Here is an 18462-nt window from a genome sequence, read left to right as displayed (position 1 = left end):
ACCCCCGCAATGACCGGATTCGACCGTACTTACTGTAGCGGCTGGAGTTGGGGGTCTAGTCGGCTGGCAGGTCGGTCTCGAGGTCGTCATGGTGGGAGCGGCGCCGAACGATTGCCCACACGATCCCCAACACGACGAACCAGATAGGAGCAGCAAGCAAGGCTTGAAGTGTGTCGTCAGCTCCAGTGAGAAGGACAATGACAAAGACGAAGAAAGCGAGTACGACCCACGGCATGAAACTGGCGCCGGGCATCGGATAGATCGACTTGGCATGAGCTTGAGGGTTGCGTCGTACGTGGACGATATGGCTGATGAGGATCATGCTCCATACGAAGACGAACAGCACCGCCGACACCGTCGTAACGAGTGTGAATGCTCCCATGACCGAGTCTTTCGCGGCGAGGATGAGGGCCGATCCGATGAGGATGATGGTGCAGAACAGTCCCCAGCCGGGGACACCGTGGCGGGATAGCTTGCCGAACGCGCGGGGCGCCATGCCCTTGTGGGCTAGGCCGTAGAGCATGCGAGACGTTGAGTAGACGCCTGAGTTGGCGCTCGAGGCCGCTGAGGTGAGGACGACGAAGTTCATGATGCCAGCGGCTGCGGTAAATCCAATGAGCCCGAACATTTGCACGAAGGGGGAGGAATCGGTCTGGATGAGATTCCATGGGGTAACGCACATCATGGCGAGTAGAGCTGCCACATAGAACACGAGAACACGGACCGGCACAGCGTTGATGGCCTTAGGCATCGTCTTTGGGGGATTGGCGGTCTCAGCAGAGGTGGTGCCGACCAGCTCAATACCGACGTAGGCAAAGACTGCGATCTGGAAGCCGCCGAAGAATCCGCTCCAGCCACGTGGAGCGAAGCCACCGTAGGACCACAGATTCGACACCGACGCCTTATATCCGCTGGCTGAGGTAAATCCCATGACGATGAGCACAATTGCCACCGCAATGAGGGTGAGGATCGCGACGATCTTGATAAGGGCAAACCAGAACTCCAGCTCGCCGAAAAGTTTTACCGTTAAGAGGTTGAGGGCGAGGAGCAGGAGAAGCGTCGTCGCGGTGAGGATGAAGGCCCAAGCGCGGTCGTGAGTCCAGAAACTCCAATACGAGGTGATGGCGATGACGTCGGCCATGCCTGTGACGACCCAGCACAACCAATACGTCCATCCCAGAAAGAATCCTGCCCACGGGCCGAGGAGGTCAGCGGCAAAATCCTGAAAAGACTTCCATTGCAGGTTGTGCAGCAACAACTCGCCCATGGCACGCATGACGAAGAAGAGCATTGCGCCGATAACGAGGTAGGCCACCACGATGCTCGGACCGGCAGTGCTGATGGATTTGCCGGAGCCCATAAACAGGCCGGTACCTATGGCGCCGCTAATGGCAATAAGTTGGATGTGCCTATTGCTGAGGCTTCGCCGGAGGTGTTGCTCTTCAGCGGCGGAATGCTGATTCTTCACGGTCATGGGGAGCATTGTGTCCCGCCGAAGGGGTTGAGAATGGTCAACAATCTCATGTTCCACATCGTGGACGCCCTCTGGCCATTTTTGGACGATGTTGGGTAAAGCGTCGTGCTACGAGGAGACGATGATTGCGGCACGTGCCCTCACTGACGTCAAGGTCGTGGGTGGGGTCGGGCGAGCTGAGGAGTAAGCCAGAAATAAACGAGCCGGGACCTGGGTACTTGACCCGCTCGAGGGGGTTAAGGGGGAGTCGCCTCCCCCTTCTCAAAGAATGGGGTGGCTAACGGGACTTGAACCCGCGACCCCCTGGACCACAACCAGGTGCTCTACCGACTGAGCTATAGCCACCACGTGCCTCTCTCAGGCAACCCGTGAAGGGTATCTGTTTCTGAAACAGAAATGCAACTTTGACTTTCTCGCCCGCCGGCGTCAGTCTCTCCCAGCCCCGGTGAGGAAGCCCTGATACTTGGCCGCGATCTCATCACAACGCGTGGTTTCCGGCCCAGGGGAAGGAACCATAAGGACCTCGCGCCAGTACATGAGCTCCTCAATGGACTCCTGGATGTCAGCGAGCGCTCGGTGGTTGCCCTGCTTCTCCGGGGAGTGTCCGAATGCGCGCGGGTACCAGCGTCGTGCCAGTTCCTTGATGGAGGAGACGTCGACGTTGCGGTAGTGCACGTAGGACTCGAGTTTAGGCATGTCCTTGGCCAGGAAGGAGCGGTCGGTGCCTATGGTGTTGCCAGCTAACGGCGCCTTACCAGCCTGTGGGACGTAGGTACGGATGTAGTCGAGCACCTGATCCTGGGCCTGCGCCATCGTCAGTCCCTTGTCGAGCTCCGCAAGAAGGCCGGATGTGGTGTGCATGTTGCGCACGAAATCATTCATGTGATCGAGCCACTGGGGCTCGGGCTTGATGATGACGTCCACCCCCTCACCTTGAACGTTGAGCTGTCCATCGGTGACCAGTGCGGCCACCTCGATGAGCCCGTCGTGGGCCAGGTCGAGCCCGGTCATCTCGCAATCGATCCACACCAGCATGTCTTTCACGGCATCACAGCCTAGTCGGTAGTTAGGACAGCGGGTGGGCGAGGACGGCGTCAATTAGCGTTTGCCGTGCGGCACCCAGCGCCCCATCCAGTAGCTGCCGACCAGGCCGATGATCGACATCACGATGCTGGCGGCCGACAATGGCCAGGCTAGGGTGACAAGGGTGACCACGATTGGTCCCATTGCTGAGCCAGTATCGGAGAGGAGTCGCCACGTTGCCAAGAACTGTGGGCGTCCGATATTGGGAGAGGCATCGGATCCCAGCGTCATGACGATGCCGGAACTCGCGCCGTTGCCAATACCGATGGCGAGGGCGACGATGCCGATAGTCGTCGCTGTATGGGCTAGCGGCAAGGTGAGGAGTGCAAGGGCCTGGATGAAGATTGACGGCACTGCCACCCACCAGCGTCCGAATCTGTCCATGAGGGCTCCGCCGGGCAGGAAGAGTAGGACGTCAGCAGCCATCGACCAGGCATAGATAAGGTCCGTGGTGGCTGGGGAAAGACCGTTGGCGTGGCACCACAACGGGAGTAGGGAGCGTCGCGCGGACCGAACGACCATGAGAGCTGTCACTCCCAACCCCGTCGTCCACAGGACCTTGGAGTTCTGTTTGGCTATCGTCCACGTCGAGATCTTGGTGGGGGCATCGTCAACGGCAGTTTGTGGGACATCGACTGGGGGAAGGTCGGGCATGACGGTGGTCACGGCAGCGGCGAGAACACTGGCAACGGATGCAAATCCGTATGCCCATGACATGGAGGCTTCGCGGAGAATCCACGATCCCGCCATGGGGCCGACAAACCAACCCACCCGGAACACTCCGCCGAGGGTGGACAGCGCGCGAGCTCGGTATCGGTATGGGATCGCTACCGTCAGGTAATTCTGTCGGGCAATGCCGTACACGGCGCCGGCCATGCCGTTGACAAAGACCGCGACAGCTAGCAAACCAAGGTGGTGCACCAGCCCCATGGACACAAGCGCAACCGCGTCAATGAGCATGGCTATCACTAGAGACCATTTCTCACCGATCTTTGTTACGAGCCATCCGGCAGGCACATCTCCGATGATTTGGCCGATACCGACAAGCGCGGCAATTGCGGCAGCGAGGGCTGCCGATGCTCCGATATGTACTGCGGTGAGTGGGATGAGCGGAATCACTGCGCCGTAGCCCAGGGAGGACATCAGCGTCGGTAGGTAGGCCGAAACGATGATCGACGACCACTTCACCGGTGGGGTGGCGGGATCTGCGTGCGTCGAATCAGTCACGGGGACAGGCTAGGATGCCGAACAAATGCATGCAGGCATGTTCGCTACTGGTTGGGGCCGGCTGGGCCATCAAGGCCGAACCCCGATAGTATGTCGAATATGGCCCGGTAGCTCAGCGGATAGAGCAGCAGCCTTCTAATCTGTCGCGCGTGGGTTCGATTCCCACCCGGGCCGCCACCGTGTCTTCCCGTGTTTCGCCGGGCGAGGACTTGGCGCATCGGAAAGTGTCCCGGGCGGCCGGTAGTCTTTCAACTATGTCGTACGTTGCCCCCACGCCCATTGCGCGTCGTCCCTGGTGGCAGCGTGCGTTGCGTAATCCGTGGTTCTGGGTGTTGCTTGCGTTAGTGCTGATCTCAGCGGCCTGCATGGTCCACACCTACGTCATCGTGCATGCCGATACTGAGGTCGAGCAGCAAGGTCAGAAGGGTGTCATCCCGGGGATCACCAACCAGTCCTTGAAGCTGGCCTTCCACTACGCGTGGCCGACGGCTGCTGTGTGGTCAGCGATCTTTATTTTTCTTGATCGATTCAGAACCCGGCACCTGCACGTGTGGTTTCTCTGCTTTTGTTGGGGAGCGTGCGTCGCGACCTGGATTAGCATGCACGTGAACACGTGGATGGCCGGGATGCTCTCGGTGACAGGTGGGGTTGATCCAGCATCGGGCGCCGGTCCGGCAGTGTATTCGGCTCCCTTTGTTGAGGAATCATGCAAGGCGCTTGTGCTTTTCGCGCTGGCCATCGGCATGGGGCGACGGATGACCTCGGTAGTTCAGACGGTGAGCATGGCCGGGCTCTCGGCAATTGGTTTCGCCTTTGTCGAGAACATTATGTACTACGCCCGTGCAGATAACTACGCCCGTGTGACGGCTTCGGCTGGGGACCCGAAGCAGGCCGTGATGGAGCTGGTGCTGTTGCGGGGAGTGTATGCCTCGTTTGGGCATCCGCTGTTCACCAGCATGACGGGTATCGGTCTGGCCCTTGGGCTGAGGTCACGAAGTCGACTTGTGAGGATTTTCGCTCCGACGACGGGGTTCGTTATGGCTGTAGTGGGCCACATGCTTTTTAATGGGTTCTCCTCGGTTTTGCCGATGGCGATCCTTAAGAAATTGTGGTTTGTCGCCCTCGGTATCGTCGCTTCCGTTGTGGTTTTCTTGGTCGTCCGCACGGTGCGCGAGGGCAGGATGATCCGATATCGACTCGAGGATTATGTCAAGGGCGGATGGCTGCCAAACTCTGACGCGGATACTCTTTCGGCCCTGAGGCGTCGCCAATGGGCGGCGTTGGTGGCTCTCAGCCAGGGGCCGCGCCGGTGGTGGCACACGTTAGAGTTCCTGCGCGTTGGGACAGATCTCGCTTATCTTCGTGACGCCATTGTGCGTGGGTTGGACGATGATCCTGGTCCGCGTCAGATCGAGCTCATCAACCGCATGAATGTGCTGCGCCCTGCGGCTATCACCGTCGCCCGAGGCGCCAAATTGTCGAAACCGAGACTGTTCGCATTCCTCAAGCGACGTCGCAACCAGCCGGTCAACAACGAGTTGCAGTGGGCGCCGCCACAGGCCTGACGAGTGACCAGGAAGGATCACCATGAACACTGAGCAGATACTGCTGTCGTTGACCGATCTGCGGCACAACCTGCGTCAGGCCCAGTTCCCCTTGGATTTGCCGGAGGCTATTACTCAGGCCGGGCTGGCACGACGCATCGCTAACCAGCTTAACGACTATATTTTGCCGCGCTTAGAGACTATTGATGCGCCGCTTCTGGCGGTGGTAGGAGGGTCGACCGGGGCTGGTAAATCAACCCTGGTGAACTCTTTAGTGGGCCATATGGTGACGCAACCGGGGGTTATCCGTCCCACCACAACATCGCCCGTTCTCGTTCACCACCCCGATGACGCTTTCTGGTTCGACGGAGACCGAGTGCTGCCTACCCTGGTGCGCTCGCAGGTGGCCAGTAACGACGCGTCGAGTTTGCAACTCGTAGCGGAGCCAGACATTCCGCGAGGTTTGGCCATCCTCGATGCCCCGGACATCGACTCTGTGGTGACCCGCAATCGTGATCTGGCGGCTCAGTTGCTCCAGGCCGCGGATTTGTGGGTCTTTGTCACCTCAGCAGCCCGCTACGCTGACGCTGTGCCGTGGGATTTCCTCAACGAGGCTCAAGAGAGGCACGCGTCGATCGCGGTGGTGTGTGACCGCGTTCCTGTGGAAGCCATGAGAGAGGTACCGGCGGACCTCGGCCGACTCATGACGGAGCGTGGCCTGGCTGATTCCCCGCTTTTTGCTGTCCCGGAGACCAAGACGAACGCTGAAGGTGCGCTCCCTGACCAGGCCGTCGCCCCTCTGCGGTTCTTCTTGTCGAGCTTGGCCCAGAATCAGCAGAAGCGACGCGAGGTTATCGCTTCCACGTTGTCTGGAGCGATCGGTTCAGTGTGTGAGAGGGCCTCTTACGTCGCTGCAGGCTTGGAAGCGCAGGCGGTTGCGGCATCGCGACTATACGAGGATGCCCAGTCGATCATGGCTGAGTCCTACAGGTCGATTGCTGCCCAATCCGCTGACGGCACTCTGTTGCGTGGCGAAGTATTGGCACGGTGGCACGAATTCGTTGGAACTGGCGAGTTCATGCGCGCTATGGAGGCGAAGGTTTCCTGGTTCCGAGACCGGGTGGTGCAGGCGTTCAAAGGAGCGCCGCCGGAGGTCGAGAAGGTCAGCGTCGCAGTGGAATCTGGCTTGGAGAGTCTCATTCTTGCGCAGGCCCAGGGCGGGTGTGAGCGGATTGAGTCCGTGTGGCACACCGATCCGGCAGGGCGTAGCGTCCTGGAGGGGGCTGATGAGGATCTGTCCCGCCCGTCGCAAGGGTTTGACGAGGCCGTCTCTCGGATGGTGAGAGACTGGCAGACCGACGTCATGGAACTCGTGGCTGGGGAGGGCATGAACAAACGCTCTAAGGCGCGATTCATGGCTTTCGGCGTCAATGGTGTTTCAGTTGCACTGATGCTCGTCGTCTTCGCTCACACCGGCGGATTATCGGGGGCCGAAGCTGGGATCGCCGGGGGATCAGCTATCGTCGCCCAGCGTCTGTTAGAGGCGCTCTTTGGTGACGACGCGGTACGGCGCCTGGCGAAAGCTGCTAAGAACCAGCTTGACGCACGGGTCGAGGGCTTGCTGGCCAATGAGGTGACGCGGTACCGGGCTGTTCTTGACTCCTCGGGAGTCGATACCGAGGTTCCGAGCCGAATTCGCGCCTCGATCGAGGAGATCCGACAGGCTCAAGATGCGCCAGAGCCTCTCAGCGACCAGGTGACGATTCGAACACGTCGTGAGGATCCCGAGGTTGAGGCATCCCAGGCTCGCGAAATAGGGCAGGTACAAGCGGACATGCCGGTCCTTGACGCTGAGATCGTTAAACCGGCGGCCGTTCTGGATCCTGAGCCTTGCCAGGAGGAACGATGAGGCGACGTCGCGTCGACCTTGCCGAACGCATTGATCTGCTGTCCCGAGCGGTGGACCTGTCTGAAGGACGCATCCCTGACGACGTCGTGGTTCAGGCTCGCGTCGTTGTGGAACGGGCCGACCAGCGCTGCCGAATTGGCGGAGATCACACCGTCATTGCTCTTGCTGGCGCGACGGGGTCAGGGAAGTCCTCGACGTTCAATGCCTTGGCAAGTGCAGAACTAACCGATCCTGGGGTACGGCGTCCGACGACGTCTAAAGCCACCGCTGCGGTATGGGGAACGGAATCGGCGGAGGCCCTGTTGGATTGGCTCAACGTTCCTCGTCGTCACCACATGGGTAGCGGGGATACTCTCGATGGCTTGGTGCTACTTGACCTGCCAGACCACGACTCGGTGTGCATTGAACACCGCCTTGAGGTCGACCGGCTCGTCGAGATGGTCGACATGATCGTGTGGGTAGTCGACCCGCAAAAATACGCCGATGCCGCCTTGCACACCCGCTACCTGACGCCGTTGGCTAGCCACTCTGAGATCATGACGGTGGTTCTCAACCAGGTTGACCACCTCGACAAAGAGCAGCGTAAAAACTGTCTGCGTGATCTTCGTCGCCTACTGGATTCTGAAGGGTTAGGAAAAGCCAAGATGATGGCGATTTCCGCAACTACCGGTGAGGGCGTAGATGACATGCGCGTGGCACTGGCTCGCGCTGTGCGCGCTAAGAAGGCCCAAGTGGCCCGACTGCACGCCGACCTCGATAATGTCTCGCAACGCCTGGCGGAGGCAACTGGAGACGCGGCAGGCCAGGTGAGTCAGGATTCGGTCGATCAGTTGATTGCGGCTTTGTGCACCGCCGGCGGTGTTGAACCCGTCGTCGAAGCGACTCGGGAGGCCTATCGCAGGAGGGGACATCGGGCTACCGGCTGGCCGGTGACAGCGTGGGTATCGAGGCTTCGCCCGGACCCGCTGCATCGGTTGCATCTGGACTTGGGCTCCACACGGAAGAAGGGGCGGGCACGTAGCACTGAACCCACTGATGTACAGCGCAGCGCTTTGACGGCGCGAGTCGGGGTAGCTGGAGCCAAGATTGATACAGCAGTGCGGTCGTTGGCATCGGAAGCATCCGAGGGACTTCCGCGCTCCTGGGCCGATGTGGTGCGTGCGGCATCGCTGTCTCATCGCACAGACCTTCCCGACGACATCGACCGGGCCGTCGCTTCCACCGATCTGGGAGTACACCACGGTACTGGCTGGTGGAAACTCGTAACTGTGGTGCAGTGGATCCTCATGATCATCGTGGTAGCCGGGCTGGCATGGCTCGCCGTCGATGCCCTGAGCGCCTACTTCCAGTTCCGACTTCCGCCAGTGAGATGGCATCACTTCCCAGTGCCGACCCTTATGGTTGTGGGCGGGGTTATTGCGGGGGTCGTGGTTTCCCTGTTGTGTCAGGCCGGTGTGCAGGCTGGTGCTCGAGCTGCCGCACGTTATGCCAGGTCTGAATTGCGAGCTAATCTCACCGACGTCGCATGGCAGTCGGTTGTTGGTCCAGTGAATGCCGAGTTGGATCACCACGATGAGGTCGTGAAGATCGTGGCGAAAGCGTCTTGACCGTCGTTATCCACAGTTGCTGAACGGTGTCGCCTGGAGGTTATCCACAGTTGGGATATTGTTTGGCGGATTTCGGGAGTTGCGCCGATAACCGTATGTGAGTGAAAGGAGCTCACAGATGGACGCAAACGTGTCATTTACCGGGAACCTCGGAACCGACGTCGAGATGAAAATCGGAGAGGGTTGGCGGGGAGCCAGATTCCGGGTTGCCCACACCCCTCGCGTCATGAGGCAGGGGGAGTGGGTCGATGGGACGACGACCTGGATGTCGGTGCACGTCTATGGCCGACTCGCTGACAATTGTCACGTTTCCCTGCGTAAGGGGGACCCGGTGATGGTAACCGGGCGACTTCGTACCCGCAGCTGGATCGACGATGAGGGCTCCCACGAGCAACTCATTGTCGTTGCACATAATGTTGGACCGGACCTATCCCGGTTGCCTGCCACGTGTCGTCGACCCGAGAAACGCGCCGAAGCTCCCCTGGGCGATGATCGGGTAGTGCGTTACCACGATTCTCCGGATGGGGTCGATGAGGATGCCGAGGTGGTTGACGACGATGTCGAGATGGTTGGCTCCTGAGGTCGATCAGGGCCGATGTGGGAATGAGTTGGTGACGGGAGTCGTTACAACGACTGGCATACTGTGCAGCGGTCGGTGAAGTGCCGGCCGCCCCGTTCCCGCAGATTCTGGAGGAGTGCCGATGGCCGAGTTCATCTACACCATGCACAACGTCCGAAAGGCGGTAGGTGACAAAGTTATCCTTGATAATGTCACGCTGTCGTTCTTCCCGGGCGCCAAGATTGGTGTTGTCGGACCGAATGGCGCTGGTAAATCGACGATGCTCAAGCTCATGGCTGGTCTCGATAAGCCCAATAACGGCGATGCCAACTTGGCTAAAGGTGCCACCGTCGGAATCTTGCTTCAGGAGCCCCCGCTCACCGAGGACAAAACTGTTCGCGAGAACGTCGAAGAGGCCGTCGGCGACATTAAAGCCAAGCTGGCACGGTTCGAGGAAGTCTCCGCCGAGATGGCCAACCCCGACGCCGACTTTGACGCCCTGATGGCCGAGATGGGTGAGCTGCAGACCGAGCTCGATAACGCCAACGCGTGGGATATCGATACCCGTCTTGAGCAGGCCATGGACGCCTTGCAGTGCCCCCCAGGCGACACCCCTGTTGACGTCTTGTCAGGCGGTGAGCGGCGTCGTGTCGCGCTATGCAAGCTGTTGATCGAGCAGCCTGACCTGCTGCTTCTCGATGAGCCCACCAACCACCTGGATGCTGAGTCTGTCAACTGGTTGGAGGGACACCTCAAGTCCTATCCGGGAGCTGTGCTAGCCGTCACCCACGACCGCTATTTCCTTGATCACGTCGCCGAGTGGATCTGTGAGGTCGATCGCGGCCAGTTGCACCCCTACGAGGGCAACTACTCGACGTACCTGGACACCAAGCGCAAGCGTCTCCAGATCGAAGGCAAGAAAGACGCTAAACGCGCCAAGATCCTCGAGAAAGAGCTGGAATGGGTGCGCTCCTCGCCCAAGGCCCGTCAGGCCAAGAACAAGGCCCGCCTGGCCCGCTATGAGGAGATGGCTGCCGAGGCCGAGCGCAATCGCAAGATCGACACCGCCGAAATCAATATCCCGCCGGGCCCGCGTCTCGGCAACGTCGTGTTGGAGGCCGAGCATCTCTCCAAGGGATTCGGCGATCGCATCCTCATCAAGGACCTCTCGTTTACCCTGCCGCGAGCCGGCATCGTCGGTGTTATCGGCCCAAACGGCGTCGGTAAGACGACCCTGTTTAAAACCATCGTCGGGCTCGAGAAAGCTGATTCTGGATCCCTCAAAGTTGGCGAGACGGTCAGCTTCTCCTACGTCGACCAGAACCGCACCGGTATCGACCCAGAGAAAAACGTCTGGGAGGTCGTCTCCGACGGGCTGGACTACATCAAGGTCGCGAACTTTGAGGAGCCATCGCGCGCGTACGTCGCTAGTTTCGGGTTCAAGGGACCGGATCAACAGAAGCCGGCAGGGGTACTCTCCGGTGGTGAGCGCAACCGTCTGAATCTCGCCCTCACCCTCAAGCAGGGCGGCAACGTGTTGCTCCTCGACGAGCCAACCAACGACCTCGACGTTGAAACCCTCTCAAGCCTCGAGGACGCCCTACTGGAATTCCCCGGCTGCGCCGTGGTGGTCTCCCACGATCGTTGGTTCCTGGACCGCATTGCTACCCACATCCTGGCCTGGGAGGGGGAGGACGAGGATGGTATCCCGCGCTGGTTCTGGTTCGAGGGTAACTTCGCTGACTACGAGGCCAACAAGATTGAGCGACTTGGTCCGGAGGCTGCGCGTCCACACGCCTCGAAGCATCGTCGGCTCACCCGCGACTGAGCGAAGTGCATGAACCGGTCCCGGACTGTCATTCAGCCCGGGACCGAGACTAATTGTGTCCCGTTGCATCCCGAGCCATTCAGACGTGGTTCATGGGGCGCGGGTCCGGTCAGGCCAGTGTCGTGAGCACCACGGTGAAGGCTGGCAGGATCCAGACGGCTACGACGGCCCATGCCGGAGGCTGGCTGACGACCCGCGTTAGCACGAGTGGTGGGACGACAAGTGCGCCGAACCAGAGGGCAGTGACGAACATAACCCGCTGCATGGACTTGGTGTGAGTTACGGCGCGCAGCAGGGGTGCGCACGGGCAGGATCATCCATGGGATCAGGACGAGCGCTGCTGCGATAATTATCCCCGTCGTGATATCAACCCGATGGTGGTGGCGCAGTGCCATGATTCCTATCGGAATCAGGATCGCTCCGATGGTCTGTGCCGCAGGAGCTGTGACGACGCCCACCGTCGACGTGGGGTGCATGGGCGCGTTCGAATGCGTAGTTCATGATAGTGATCCTTCGTCGAGCAGTCGGGTGACGGTGGTGGAGTAGCGCTGCCAGCTTGCGGTGAGCGCTATTAGGCGTTGTCTTCCGGCAGTGTTGATGAGGTAAAACTTTCGGCCCGGCCCGGCCTCGCCGGGTCGCCACTCGACGTCAACTAGACCGGCACCTTCCAGACGTTTAAGCAGGGGGTACAGGGTGCCGCCCTTGACGTCGGCGAAGCCGGCATCGGTGAGCCGGGCCGCGATGCTGTAACCGTAGGTGGGGCCGTCGGCCAGGATGTGTAGCACGCAGAGGTCGAGAACGCCTCGCTGCCATTCGGACGGCCAGTGGTTATCATCCATGACTACATCATGGCTGTTGCTAGTATGTCTGTCTATCTAGTTGGGTATGGCAGATAGAACGCGAGGGCGGAGAATGAGTTGTTACTTCACGTGCGAGGCGAAGACCTCAGAGAGGGTCAGTGCACGTCGTCCGATCAGGTCTGAGACCTGGCGTCGGCACGAGAATCCGTCGGCCAGGATGATGGCTTGGGGTCCGGCCTCTTCAATAGCTGGTAACAGGTCGTTGTGAGCAACCTTCACCGAGAAGTCATAGTGGCCCTTCTCGACGCCGAAGTTCCCGGCGTAACCGCAGCATCCGCTAACCACCGTGACGGTGGCACCGGCGGCCTCGAGAAGTCGCTTGTCCGGGCCGAACCCGAGAATTGAGGCGTGGTGGCAGTGCGGTTGGGCGACGATAGTGTGGCCGGCCAGAGATGGCGGGGTCCAGTTCGCTGCCTCCAACATCTCGGCGACGGTGTGCATGTTCCGGGCGACCCGCCGAACACGTGGGTCGTCTGAGAGGAGGCGGAGTGCGTCATCACGCCAGACGGTAGTGCAGGACGGTTCTAACCCAACGACGGGGACATTGGCATCGGATAGGGGAGTCAGTACGTCGAGACCAGCGCGCAGCCGACGCCGAGCGCCGTCGAGTTGACCGGTGGTGATCCACGTTAACCCGCAGCAGATGTCGTTGGTGAGCACCCTAGGGTGATAGCCGGCGTCAGCAAGCACTGTGACTACCGCTGAGAGATCCGACCCCTCGAGCATGTCGGAGAAGGAATCTACCCAGATCACGACGTCGCCCTTGTCATGGTCGCAGCGGGTCTGGAAACGTGAAGTCGAGGCAGATGAAGGCGATGTTTCCGGATCCGCCACAATCTCCTTAGCCGGGGCGGCCTGCGGACTGGCCAATCTGGCCGAGGGCTGGAATCGGGGGAGGGGACGACGCTGATCCACCCCGGCTGTCCATCTAGCAAGACGTGCGAAGACCGGTATCGAAAGCACTGCGTTAGCTAGCGACGGCGCTCCTGGGATCCGATTGAGCAAACGTTCCCACATGGGCAGCAGCCCCATCGTCAGGTGGGAGCGAGGGCGGAGACGGTGACGGTATTTTTCGTCAAGAACCGTGCTGCGGTAGCTGGCCATGTCGATTCCGGTGGGGCAATCTCGGGCGCACCCTTTGCACGCCATGCACAGGTCCAGTGCCCGTTCCACCTCGGGAGAGTCCCAGCCGTTAATAAGAGTGCCGTTGACCATTTCCTTGAGCACGCTGGCTCGGCCACGCGTGGAATCAACCTCGAGCCCGGACGCCTGGTACGAGGGACACATCACCCCGCCAGGGGCGGTAGGGGCGATGCACTTGCCCACCCCGGTACAGCGATGAACGTCGGCGGCGAATTCAGGGTGGGAAATGGTCATGGGGGAAAGAGCCGATTCGTGGGTCCTTATATTGGCCTCCACCGGCGCAGGATTCACCAAAATACCTGGGTTAAACAGGTTATCCGGGTCGAGAATGGCCTTGACCTTGGAGAACAACGTCAGGGCGTCGGGGGAATACATCAAGTCCAACAAGGCCGAGCGGGCCCGGCCGTCACCATGCTCCCCGGAGACCGAACCTCCATGCCGAGCGACCAACCGGGCGGCTTCGGTGACGAAGGAGCGGTAGCGCCGGGGGCCGTCTGGCTGATCTAAGGGGAAATCGATACGGCAGTGCAGACACCCTTCGCCGAAATGACCGTAGGGCAGGCCATGCAGGCCGTGGTCGTCCAACAAGGCTTCGAAATCGCGCAGGTATGCCCCGAGGTCGTTGGCTGGAACGGCCGAATCCTCCCATCCTGCCCAAGCTGGCTTGTTAAGGCTGACTCCGGCGAGCCCCGCACCATCCGCGCGGATTTTCCACAGAGCCGCAGCCTGGCCAGGATCGGAGACGACCCATCCGTCCAGGCATCCGCTGGCGGCAACCAGCTTTCGGGCTCGCGAAGCTACCTCGGTCTCGTCGTCCCCTCGCAGCTCGACGAACATCCAGCCGTCGCCGCGCGGCAAGTCCGGCACCGGGCGTCCGGCACGCGAAACCACGTCGACGATTCGGCGTCCGAACCCCTCGCAGGCGACCGGGGAGAAAGGCAATAGGGCAGTCACGGCATCGGCGGCCTCGGGCATAGACGGATATCCCAGCGCGACCGTCATTCCATAGGCAGCCTCGCGCACTAGTTGCACGGTAGCCCGCGTCACGATGCCCAATGTGGCCTCGGTGCCCGCGATGAAGGCGGGGAAGTTGCGGCCACGTTCCGGTAATAGCCATTCCATGGAGTATCCGGAAACTTGTCGGGAGAAAGTCGCGAACTCGGTCCGGATCGTCGCAAGGCTTGCGTCTGTCAGATCCACCAGGCGTTGGGTGAACGGCACAGCGAAGTCTCCACGACGCAGGGTCGTCACATGACCGTCGGCGGTGAGGAGGTCAACATCAACAAGGTTGTCCCCGGTGCGGCCATATCCCAGCGCGCGCGGCCCGCAGGCGTTATTGCCGATCATCCCGCCGATAGTGCAACGTGTTGAGGTGGACGGGTCCGGGCCGAACCGCAACCGGTGCCGGACTCCGGCGTGCTGCAACCAGTCCTGAACGACACCAGGCTCGACGACGGCGGTACGGGCCTGAGGATCGAGGGAGAGAATGCGGTTGAGGTGGGCCGAAGTATCGATAACCAGCCCTGCCCCAACTGCATTGCCAGCGCACGTCGTACCGGCCCCGCGGGCGGTGATGGGCAGGCCTACCTGGCTTGCGGCTGTGACGAGGGCAGACAGTTCGTCAGTGCTGCGGGGATGGGCGATCGCGGTAGGAACAACGCGGTAGATCGAGGCGTCAGAAGAGTAAAGGGCGCGCGCCAGCCGGGAATCGTCGAGGATCTCCAGGGCGGAGGCATCAAGACCTCTTAGAGTTGATCGGAAGTCCTGGAGAATGTCCGTGGTGGCTGTCATGGCCTCAGTCTGGCACGGAGAGAACCGCTCTCATGGCTCGTCCCATGGCAGCGAAATCCTCGGGATCGACCGGGTCAACGACAATGTGGCGAACCGTACGAACATAGTTCGGGGCGGCTTGACGCAGCAGATCCATTCCGGTGGGGCTTAACCGAGCTACCACCCCGCGACGATCCCGGACGTCGGGTTCTCGCGTGACGAGTCCGCGAGCTTCCAGTCGCTCAACGGCGTGGGTGAGCCGGGACCTCGACTGATGCACCTCAGTGGCAAGTACAGACATCCGCATCGCGTAGTCGTCAGCCTCCGAGAGACTGGCCAGGATCTCGTATTCGCACAGTTCCAGGTCGTGGCGACGCAACTCCTGCGAAAGACGAGAGGTGATACGCGCGGACCCGAGAAGCCACGCTCGCCAAACCCGCTGCTGTTCGATGCTCAACCAGGCAGTCGCAGCTGACTTCTCCATCTGGGACCCGACATCATCACATGTCTTAGTGGCGCCTTCGTTAGTGCTGCGCCCAGAGCCGCCCTGTGACATGATCATCATCGTACCCGTGGCGTGGAGAATGCTTTCCGGCCTACTTCTGTCAACAACCGCCCATTGTTGATATCGGGAGTTGTGGGGACTGGCCAATGAAACATGCAATAGCGTGGCAGAAGTTACTTTTGATCGAGGTGAGGGTGAGCTGATGAGCGGTACCAGTGACGACGAGTCTCATGCTGTGCAGAGGAAGCTCCTCGCAGCCTCGGCAAAAAACTTTGCGGCGATGCTTGATCGTCAGGCAGATGCTCATCCCAACCGCATTGCATTCTTGACACCCTCGGGTCCCGACGATGAGCCCAATACCTGGCTTCCGATGACCTTTGCTGAGTTCCGTCGCCAGGCCCACGAGGTTGCTGCAGGGCTGATGGAATTCGGTCTTCCTCGTGAGGGGCGCGTCGCTCTGCTCTCCGGAACTCGTACTGAGTGGATCATCGCCGATATGGCCATTTCCTGCGCAGGTGGTGCGACTACGACGATCTACCCGAATTCAGGGCCAGAAGAGGCCAGCTTTATCCTGGTCGACTCACACTCGTCCATCCTTTTCGTCGACTCGACGGCCCAAGTCGCCAAGATCCAAGGACGCCCCGAAGTCGACGCGGTGGTACGTCACATCATTAGCTTTGTCGACGACTCCGAGCAGACCGGGGTCAGCGATGACCGCCTCACCACTATGGCTGACGTCATTGCTCACGGACGGCGTCGTCTGGCTGCTGAGCCAGAACTTGTCCGCCGCATGATCGACTCGATTGAGCCTGACGACCTGTGCACCCTCATTTACACCTCGGGCACTACTGGCACTCCCAAGGGAGTTGAACTCACTCACCAGGCCTGGACCTATATGGGACAGGCGTGGAAGAGCCTCGACATGTTCCGAGGCGGGGATATTCATCTGTTGTGGTTGCCGCTTTCTCATGCTTTCGGCAAGTGCCTTATCGCGATTTGCGTGGAGATTGGCATCACCCAGGCTATTGAGCCGCGCATTCCGAGGTTGGCCCGTAGCCTTGGCGAGGTTAAACCCCGAGTCATGTGTGGTGTGCCCCGTATTTTTGAGAAAATCCGCGCTGGAGTCATGACAGCCTACCCGCACGGACGCTTGGCGAGCCGAGTCTCGCGGTGGGCGTTTGCTACTGGCCGGGACGTCCAGCAGTACCGTCGTGCCGGTGATCGGCTGCCAGTCACCGTAGCCGCTAAACTCAAGATCGCTGATGCACTGGTGTTCTCTACCTTGCGCCGCAAGCTCGGTGGGATCGAGTTCATGATTTGCGGTGGTGCCAAGCTTTCTGAGCAGGTGCAGCAATGGTTTTTCTCGGCTGGAATTCCTATTGTCGAGGGGTACGGGGCCACCGAGATTGGAGCGGTTGCTTTCTTTAGTGGCCCTACCGCTATTCGCTCGGGAACTGTTGGACCGGTCGCGCCGGGATGTCTGGCGCGGATCGCAGAAGACGGCGAGGTCTTGGTTTCTGGGCCAATCGTCGCTCGCGGTTACCACAACCTGCCCGAGAAGACCGCCAAAGCGTTCACCGATGGCTGGTTCCACACCGGTGATATTGGTGAATTCGATGAAAAGAACTACCTGCGCATTACTGATCGCAAGCGGGACCTTTTCAAAACTTCTGGTGGTAAATACGTCGCCCCACAGAAGGTCGAGGCCACTCTGATGGCCAACTGCCCGTACCTGTCTAACGCTGTCGTGCTTGGCGAAGGACATAAATACGCCGTCGCTCTACTCACCCTCGATCGGGACGCGCTCATGACCTGGGGCAAAAGACATGGCAAAGCTGATGCCAGCTATGCCGAGCTCACCGCAGATCCACGCGTGCGTCGCAGTATTCAGTGGTACGTCGATCGGGCTAATTCGCGGCTTGAACGCTGGGAGACCGTCAAGAAATTTGCCATTCTTGACCATGACCTGACCGAGGATTCACACTCAGTGACGACCAGTCTCAAGGTGCGTCGTGGAGTGGTGGCTGAAAAATACGCTTACCTCCTTGACGAGATGTTCGCTGACGAAAACGATCAACCGGGCGCCGCAAAGGGAAGCGACGCTTCATGACTGGAGCTGTCGTCGTCGATATTCCACTGCGTTGGTCCGATATGGATGCGCAGGGACACGTCAATAATGTTCGTATTAGCGAGCTTGTACAGGAGTCACGAAACCAGGCGTTCTACACCAATGGCGCCCAGGAGATGCTTGACACGGGGATCGTCGTCGTCAGTCAGGATGTGGAGTTTTTGGCCCCCTTCGTAGTTGATGGTAGCCCGTTGCGCGTGGCCGTGGGGTGCTCCCAGCTCGGCGCGGCCCGGACCGTCCTTGATTATCGGGCCTGGCACCACGACGTTGAGGTCGCTCGTGCCCGGGGAACTATCTGCCCCTTCGACTTCGCGACCGGTCGACCCCGTCGCCTCACCGATGGTGAGCGTGGCGCGTTTGAGTCGATGAAAGTCGAGTCACAGCAGTGGAAGCCCATCAAGGTGGTGGATGTGTCCGAGGCTGGTGATTTCATCGAGGTGCCGATCCGCTGGTCCGATGTCGACCGTCAAGGCCACGTCAATAACGTGAGTCTGGCTGGATACCTGCAAGAGGCGAGAATCCTGGCGACGACGTCGTGGTCGCCGGGAATGAGACGAGCTGGGAACTATCTGTGGGTCGTCGTGCGTCAAGATATTCGGTATCGCCGTCAGGTTCTGCCGACCCAGCGGTCATGCCGAGTTCATACCGCCCTGACGCGGTTGGGGACGTCGTCAATGACGCTGGCCGGATCCATCGCGACTGAGGAAGGGTCGGCCCTCGACGCCGCCACTGTGCTGGTTTGTGTCGATCCGAAGACGGGCGCTTCGGTGCCCATCGACGACCAGACGAGGCAGGCCTTATCGGCCTACCTCGTCACGGTGTGAT

14 protein-coding genes and 2 tRNA genes are annotated in these 18462 nt (G+C 60.3%); 8 read left to right on the top strand and 8 right to left on the bottom strand.

Going from position 1 to position 18462, the window contains the following annotated elements:
- Positions 1–55: 55 nt before the first annotated feature.
- From CPA42_RS08710 to CPA42_RS08695, 4 genes are all read right to left on the bottom strand, one after another.
- Positions 56–1483, bottom strand: coding sequence for an amino acid permease (locus CPA42_RS08710; protein WP_002518363.1), 1428 nt, complete (start codon positions 1481–1483; stop codon positions 56–58).
- Between the two features lie 260 nt (positions 1484–1743).
- A tRNA-His gene (locus CPA42_RS08705) sits at positions 1744–1819 on the bottom strand.
- Between the two features lie 81 nt (positions 1820–1900).
- Positions 1901–2509 carry an oligoribonuclease gene (gene orn / locus CPA42_RS08700; protein ID WP_002523167.1) on the bottom strand — a complete coding sequence of 203 codons (609 nt, stop codon included), beginning with the start codon at positions 2507–2509 and terminating at the stop codon, positions 1901–1903.
- 63 nt (positions 2510–2572) lie between these two features.
- On the bottom strand, positions 2573–3745 hold the full coding sequence (locus CPA42_RS08695; protein ID WP_002517015.1) for an MFS transporter: 1173 nt from the start codon (positions 3743–3745) through the stop codon (positions 2573–2575).
- A 140-nt stretch (positions 3746–3885) separates the two neighbouring features.
- On the opposite strand from CPA42_RS08695, the gene CPA42_RS08690 reads away from it, so the two are divergent.
- From CPA42_RS08690 to ettA, 6 genes are all read left to right on the top strand, one after another.
- Positions 3886–3961 (top strand) — tRNA-Arg (locus tag CPA42_RS08690).
- 77 nt (positions 3962–4038) lie between these two features.
- Positions 4039–5349 carry a PrsW family intramembrane metalloprotease gene (locus CPA42_RS08685; RefSeq protein WP_002516885.1) on the top strand — a complete coding sequence of 437 codons (1311 nt, stop codon included), beginning with the start codon at positions 4039–4041 and terminating at the stop codon, positions 5347–5349.
- A gap of 22 nt (positions 5350–5371) precedes the next feature.
- Entirely contained in the window at positions 5372–7237 is a 1866-nt protein-coding gene (locus CPA42_RS08680; RefSeq protein WP_002517006.1) for a GTPase family protein, read from the top strand.
- Positions 7234–8844: a YfjP family GTPase gene (locus CPA42_RS08675; RefSeq protein WP_002516874.1), complete on the top strand. Its 1611-nt coding sequence runs from the start codon at positions 7234–7236 to the stop codon at positions 8842–8844. The genes CPA42_RS08680 and CPA42_RS08675 overlap by 4 nt, the downstream gene beginning before the upstream one ends.
- A 118-nt stretch (positions 8845–8962) precedes the next feature.
- Complete coding sequence (locus CPA42_RS08670; protein ID WP_002517034.1) at positions 8963–9424, top strand: single-stranded DNA-binding protein; 462 nt, start codon at positions 8963–8965, stop codon at positions 9422–9424.
- Between the two features lie 121 nt (positions 9425–9545).
- Positions 9546–11231, top strand: a complete 1686-nt coding sequence (gene ettA, locus CPA42_RS08665; protein WP_002516980.1) for an energy-dependent translational throttle protein EttA — start codon at positions 9546–9548, stop codon at positions 11229–11231.
- Positions 11232–11340: 109 nt separating this feature from the next.
- Here the strand turns inward: ettA and CPA42_RS12760 are convergent, their stop codons facing one another.
- The 4 genes from CPA42_RS12760 to CPA42_RS08650 form a co-directional block, all read right to left on the bottom strand.
- Positions 11341–11484, bottom strand: a complete 144-nt coding sequence (locus CPA42_RS12760; protein ID WP_002516912.1) for a hypothetical protein — start codon at positions 11482–11484, stop codon at positions 11341–11343.
- Between the two features lie 244 nt (positions 11485–11728).
- A complete protein-coding gene (locus CPA42_RS08660; protein ID WP_002516921.1) occupies positions 11729–12070 on the bottom strand; it encodes a PadR family transcriptional regulator in 342 nt (113 codons plus the stop codon).
- 81 nt (positions 12071–12151) lie between these two features.
- Positions 12152–15025 (bottom strand): FAD-binding and (Fe-S)-binding domain-containing protein, encoded by a 2874-nt coding sequence (locus CPA42_RS08655; protein WP_002519255.1) that lies wholly within the window; start codon positions 15023–15025, stop codon positions 12152–12154.
- A 4-nt stretch (positions 15026–15029) separates the two neighbouring features.
- On the bottom strand, positions 15030–15569 hold the full coding sequence (locus CPA42_RS08650) for a MarR family winged helix-turn-helix transcriptional regulator (protein WP_002516996.1): 540 nt from the start codon (positions 15567–15569) through the stop codon (positions 15030–15032).
- A gap of 142 nt (positions 15570–15711) precedes the next feature.
- Between CPA42_RS08650 and CPA42_RS08645 the strand changes: the two genes are divergently transcribed.
- A complete protein-coding gene (locus CPA42_RS08645) occupies positions 15712–17619 on the top strand; it encodes an AMP-dependent synthetase/ligase (protein ID WP_002518433.1) in 1908 nt (635 codons plus the stop codon).
- A complete protein-coding gene (locus tag CPA42_RS08640) occupies positions 17616–18461 on the top strand; it encodes an acyl-CoA thioesterase (RefSeq protein ID WP_002517011.1) in 846 nt (281 codons plus the stop codon). Before CPA42_RS08645 ends, CPA42_RS08640 begins: the two co-directional genes overlap by 4 nt.
- Position 18462 lies beyond the last annotated feature (1 nt).

The sequence above is a fragment of the Cutibacterium acnes genome (assembly GCF_003030305.1).
Classification (GTDB): Bacteria; Actinomycetota; Actinomycetes; order Propionibacteriales; family Propionibacteriaceae; genus Cutibacterium; species Cutibacterium acnes.
This window is presented reverse-complemented; position numbering and strand designations above follow the sequence as displayed.

Coding starts and splice junctions, on each gene's coding strand:
- CPA42_RS08680 (WP_002517006.1), top strand. CDS start 5,372: ATGAACACTGAGCAGATACTGCTGTCGTTGACCGATCTGCGGCACAAC.
- CPA42_RS08655 (WP_002519255.1), bottom strand. CDS start 15,025: ATGACAGCCACCACGGACATTCTCCAGGACTTCCGATCAACTCTAAGA.
- CPA42_RS08670 (WP_002517034.1), top strand. CDS start 8,963: ATGGACGCAAACGTGTCATTTACCGGGAACCTCGGAACCGACGTCGAG.
- CPA42_RS08710 (WP_002518363.1), bottom strand. CDS start 1,483: ATGCTCCCCATGACCGTGAAGAATCAGCATTCCGCCGCTGAAGAGCAA.
- CPA42_RS08645 (WP_002518433.1), top strand. CDS start 15,712: ATGAGCGGTACCAGTGACGACGAGTCTCATGCTGTGCAGAGGAAGCTC.
- orn (WP_002523167.1), bottom strand. CDS start 2,509: ATGCTGGTGTGGATCGATTGCGAGATGACCGGGCTCGACCTGGCCCAC.
- CPA42_RS08660 (WP_002516921.1), bottom strand. CDS start 12,070: ATGGATGATAACCACTGGCCGTCCGAATGGCAGCGAGGCGTTCTCGAC.
- CPA42_RS08685 (WP_002516885.1), top strand. CDS start 4,039: ATGTCGTACGTTGCCCCCACGCCCATTGCGCGTCGTCCCTGGTGGCAG.
- ettA (WP_002516980.1), top strand. CDS start 9,546: ATGGCCGAGTTCATCTACACCATGCACAACGTCCGAAAGGCGGTAGGT.
- CPA42_RS08650 (WP_002516996.1), bottom strand. CDS start 15,569: ATGATGATCATGTCACAGGGCGGCTCTGGGCGCAGCACTAACGAAGGC.
- CPA42_RS08675 (WP_002516874.1), top strand. CDS start 7,234: ATGAGGCGACGTCGCGTCGACCTTGCCGAACGCATTGATCTGCTGTCC.
- CPA42_RS08640 (WP_002517011.1), top strand. CDS start 17,616: ATGACTGGAGCTGTCGTCGTCGATATTCCACTGCGTTGGTCCGATATG.
- CPA42_RS12760 (WP_002516912.1), bottom strand. CDS start 11,484: ATGTTCGTCACTGCCCTCTGGTTCGGCGCACTTGTCGTCCCACCACTC.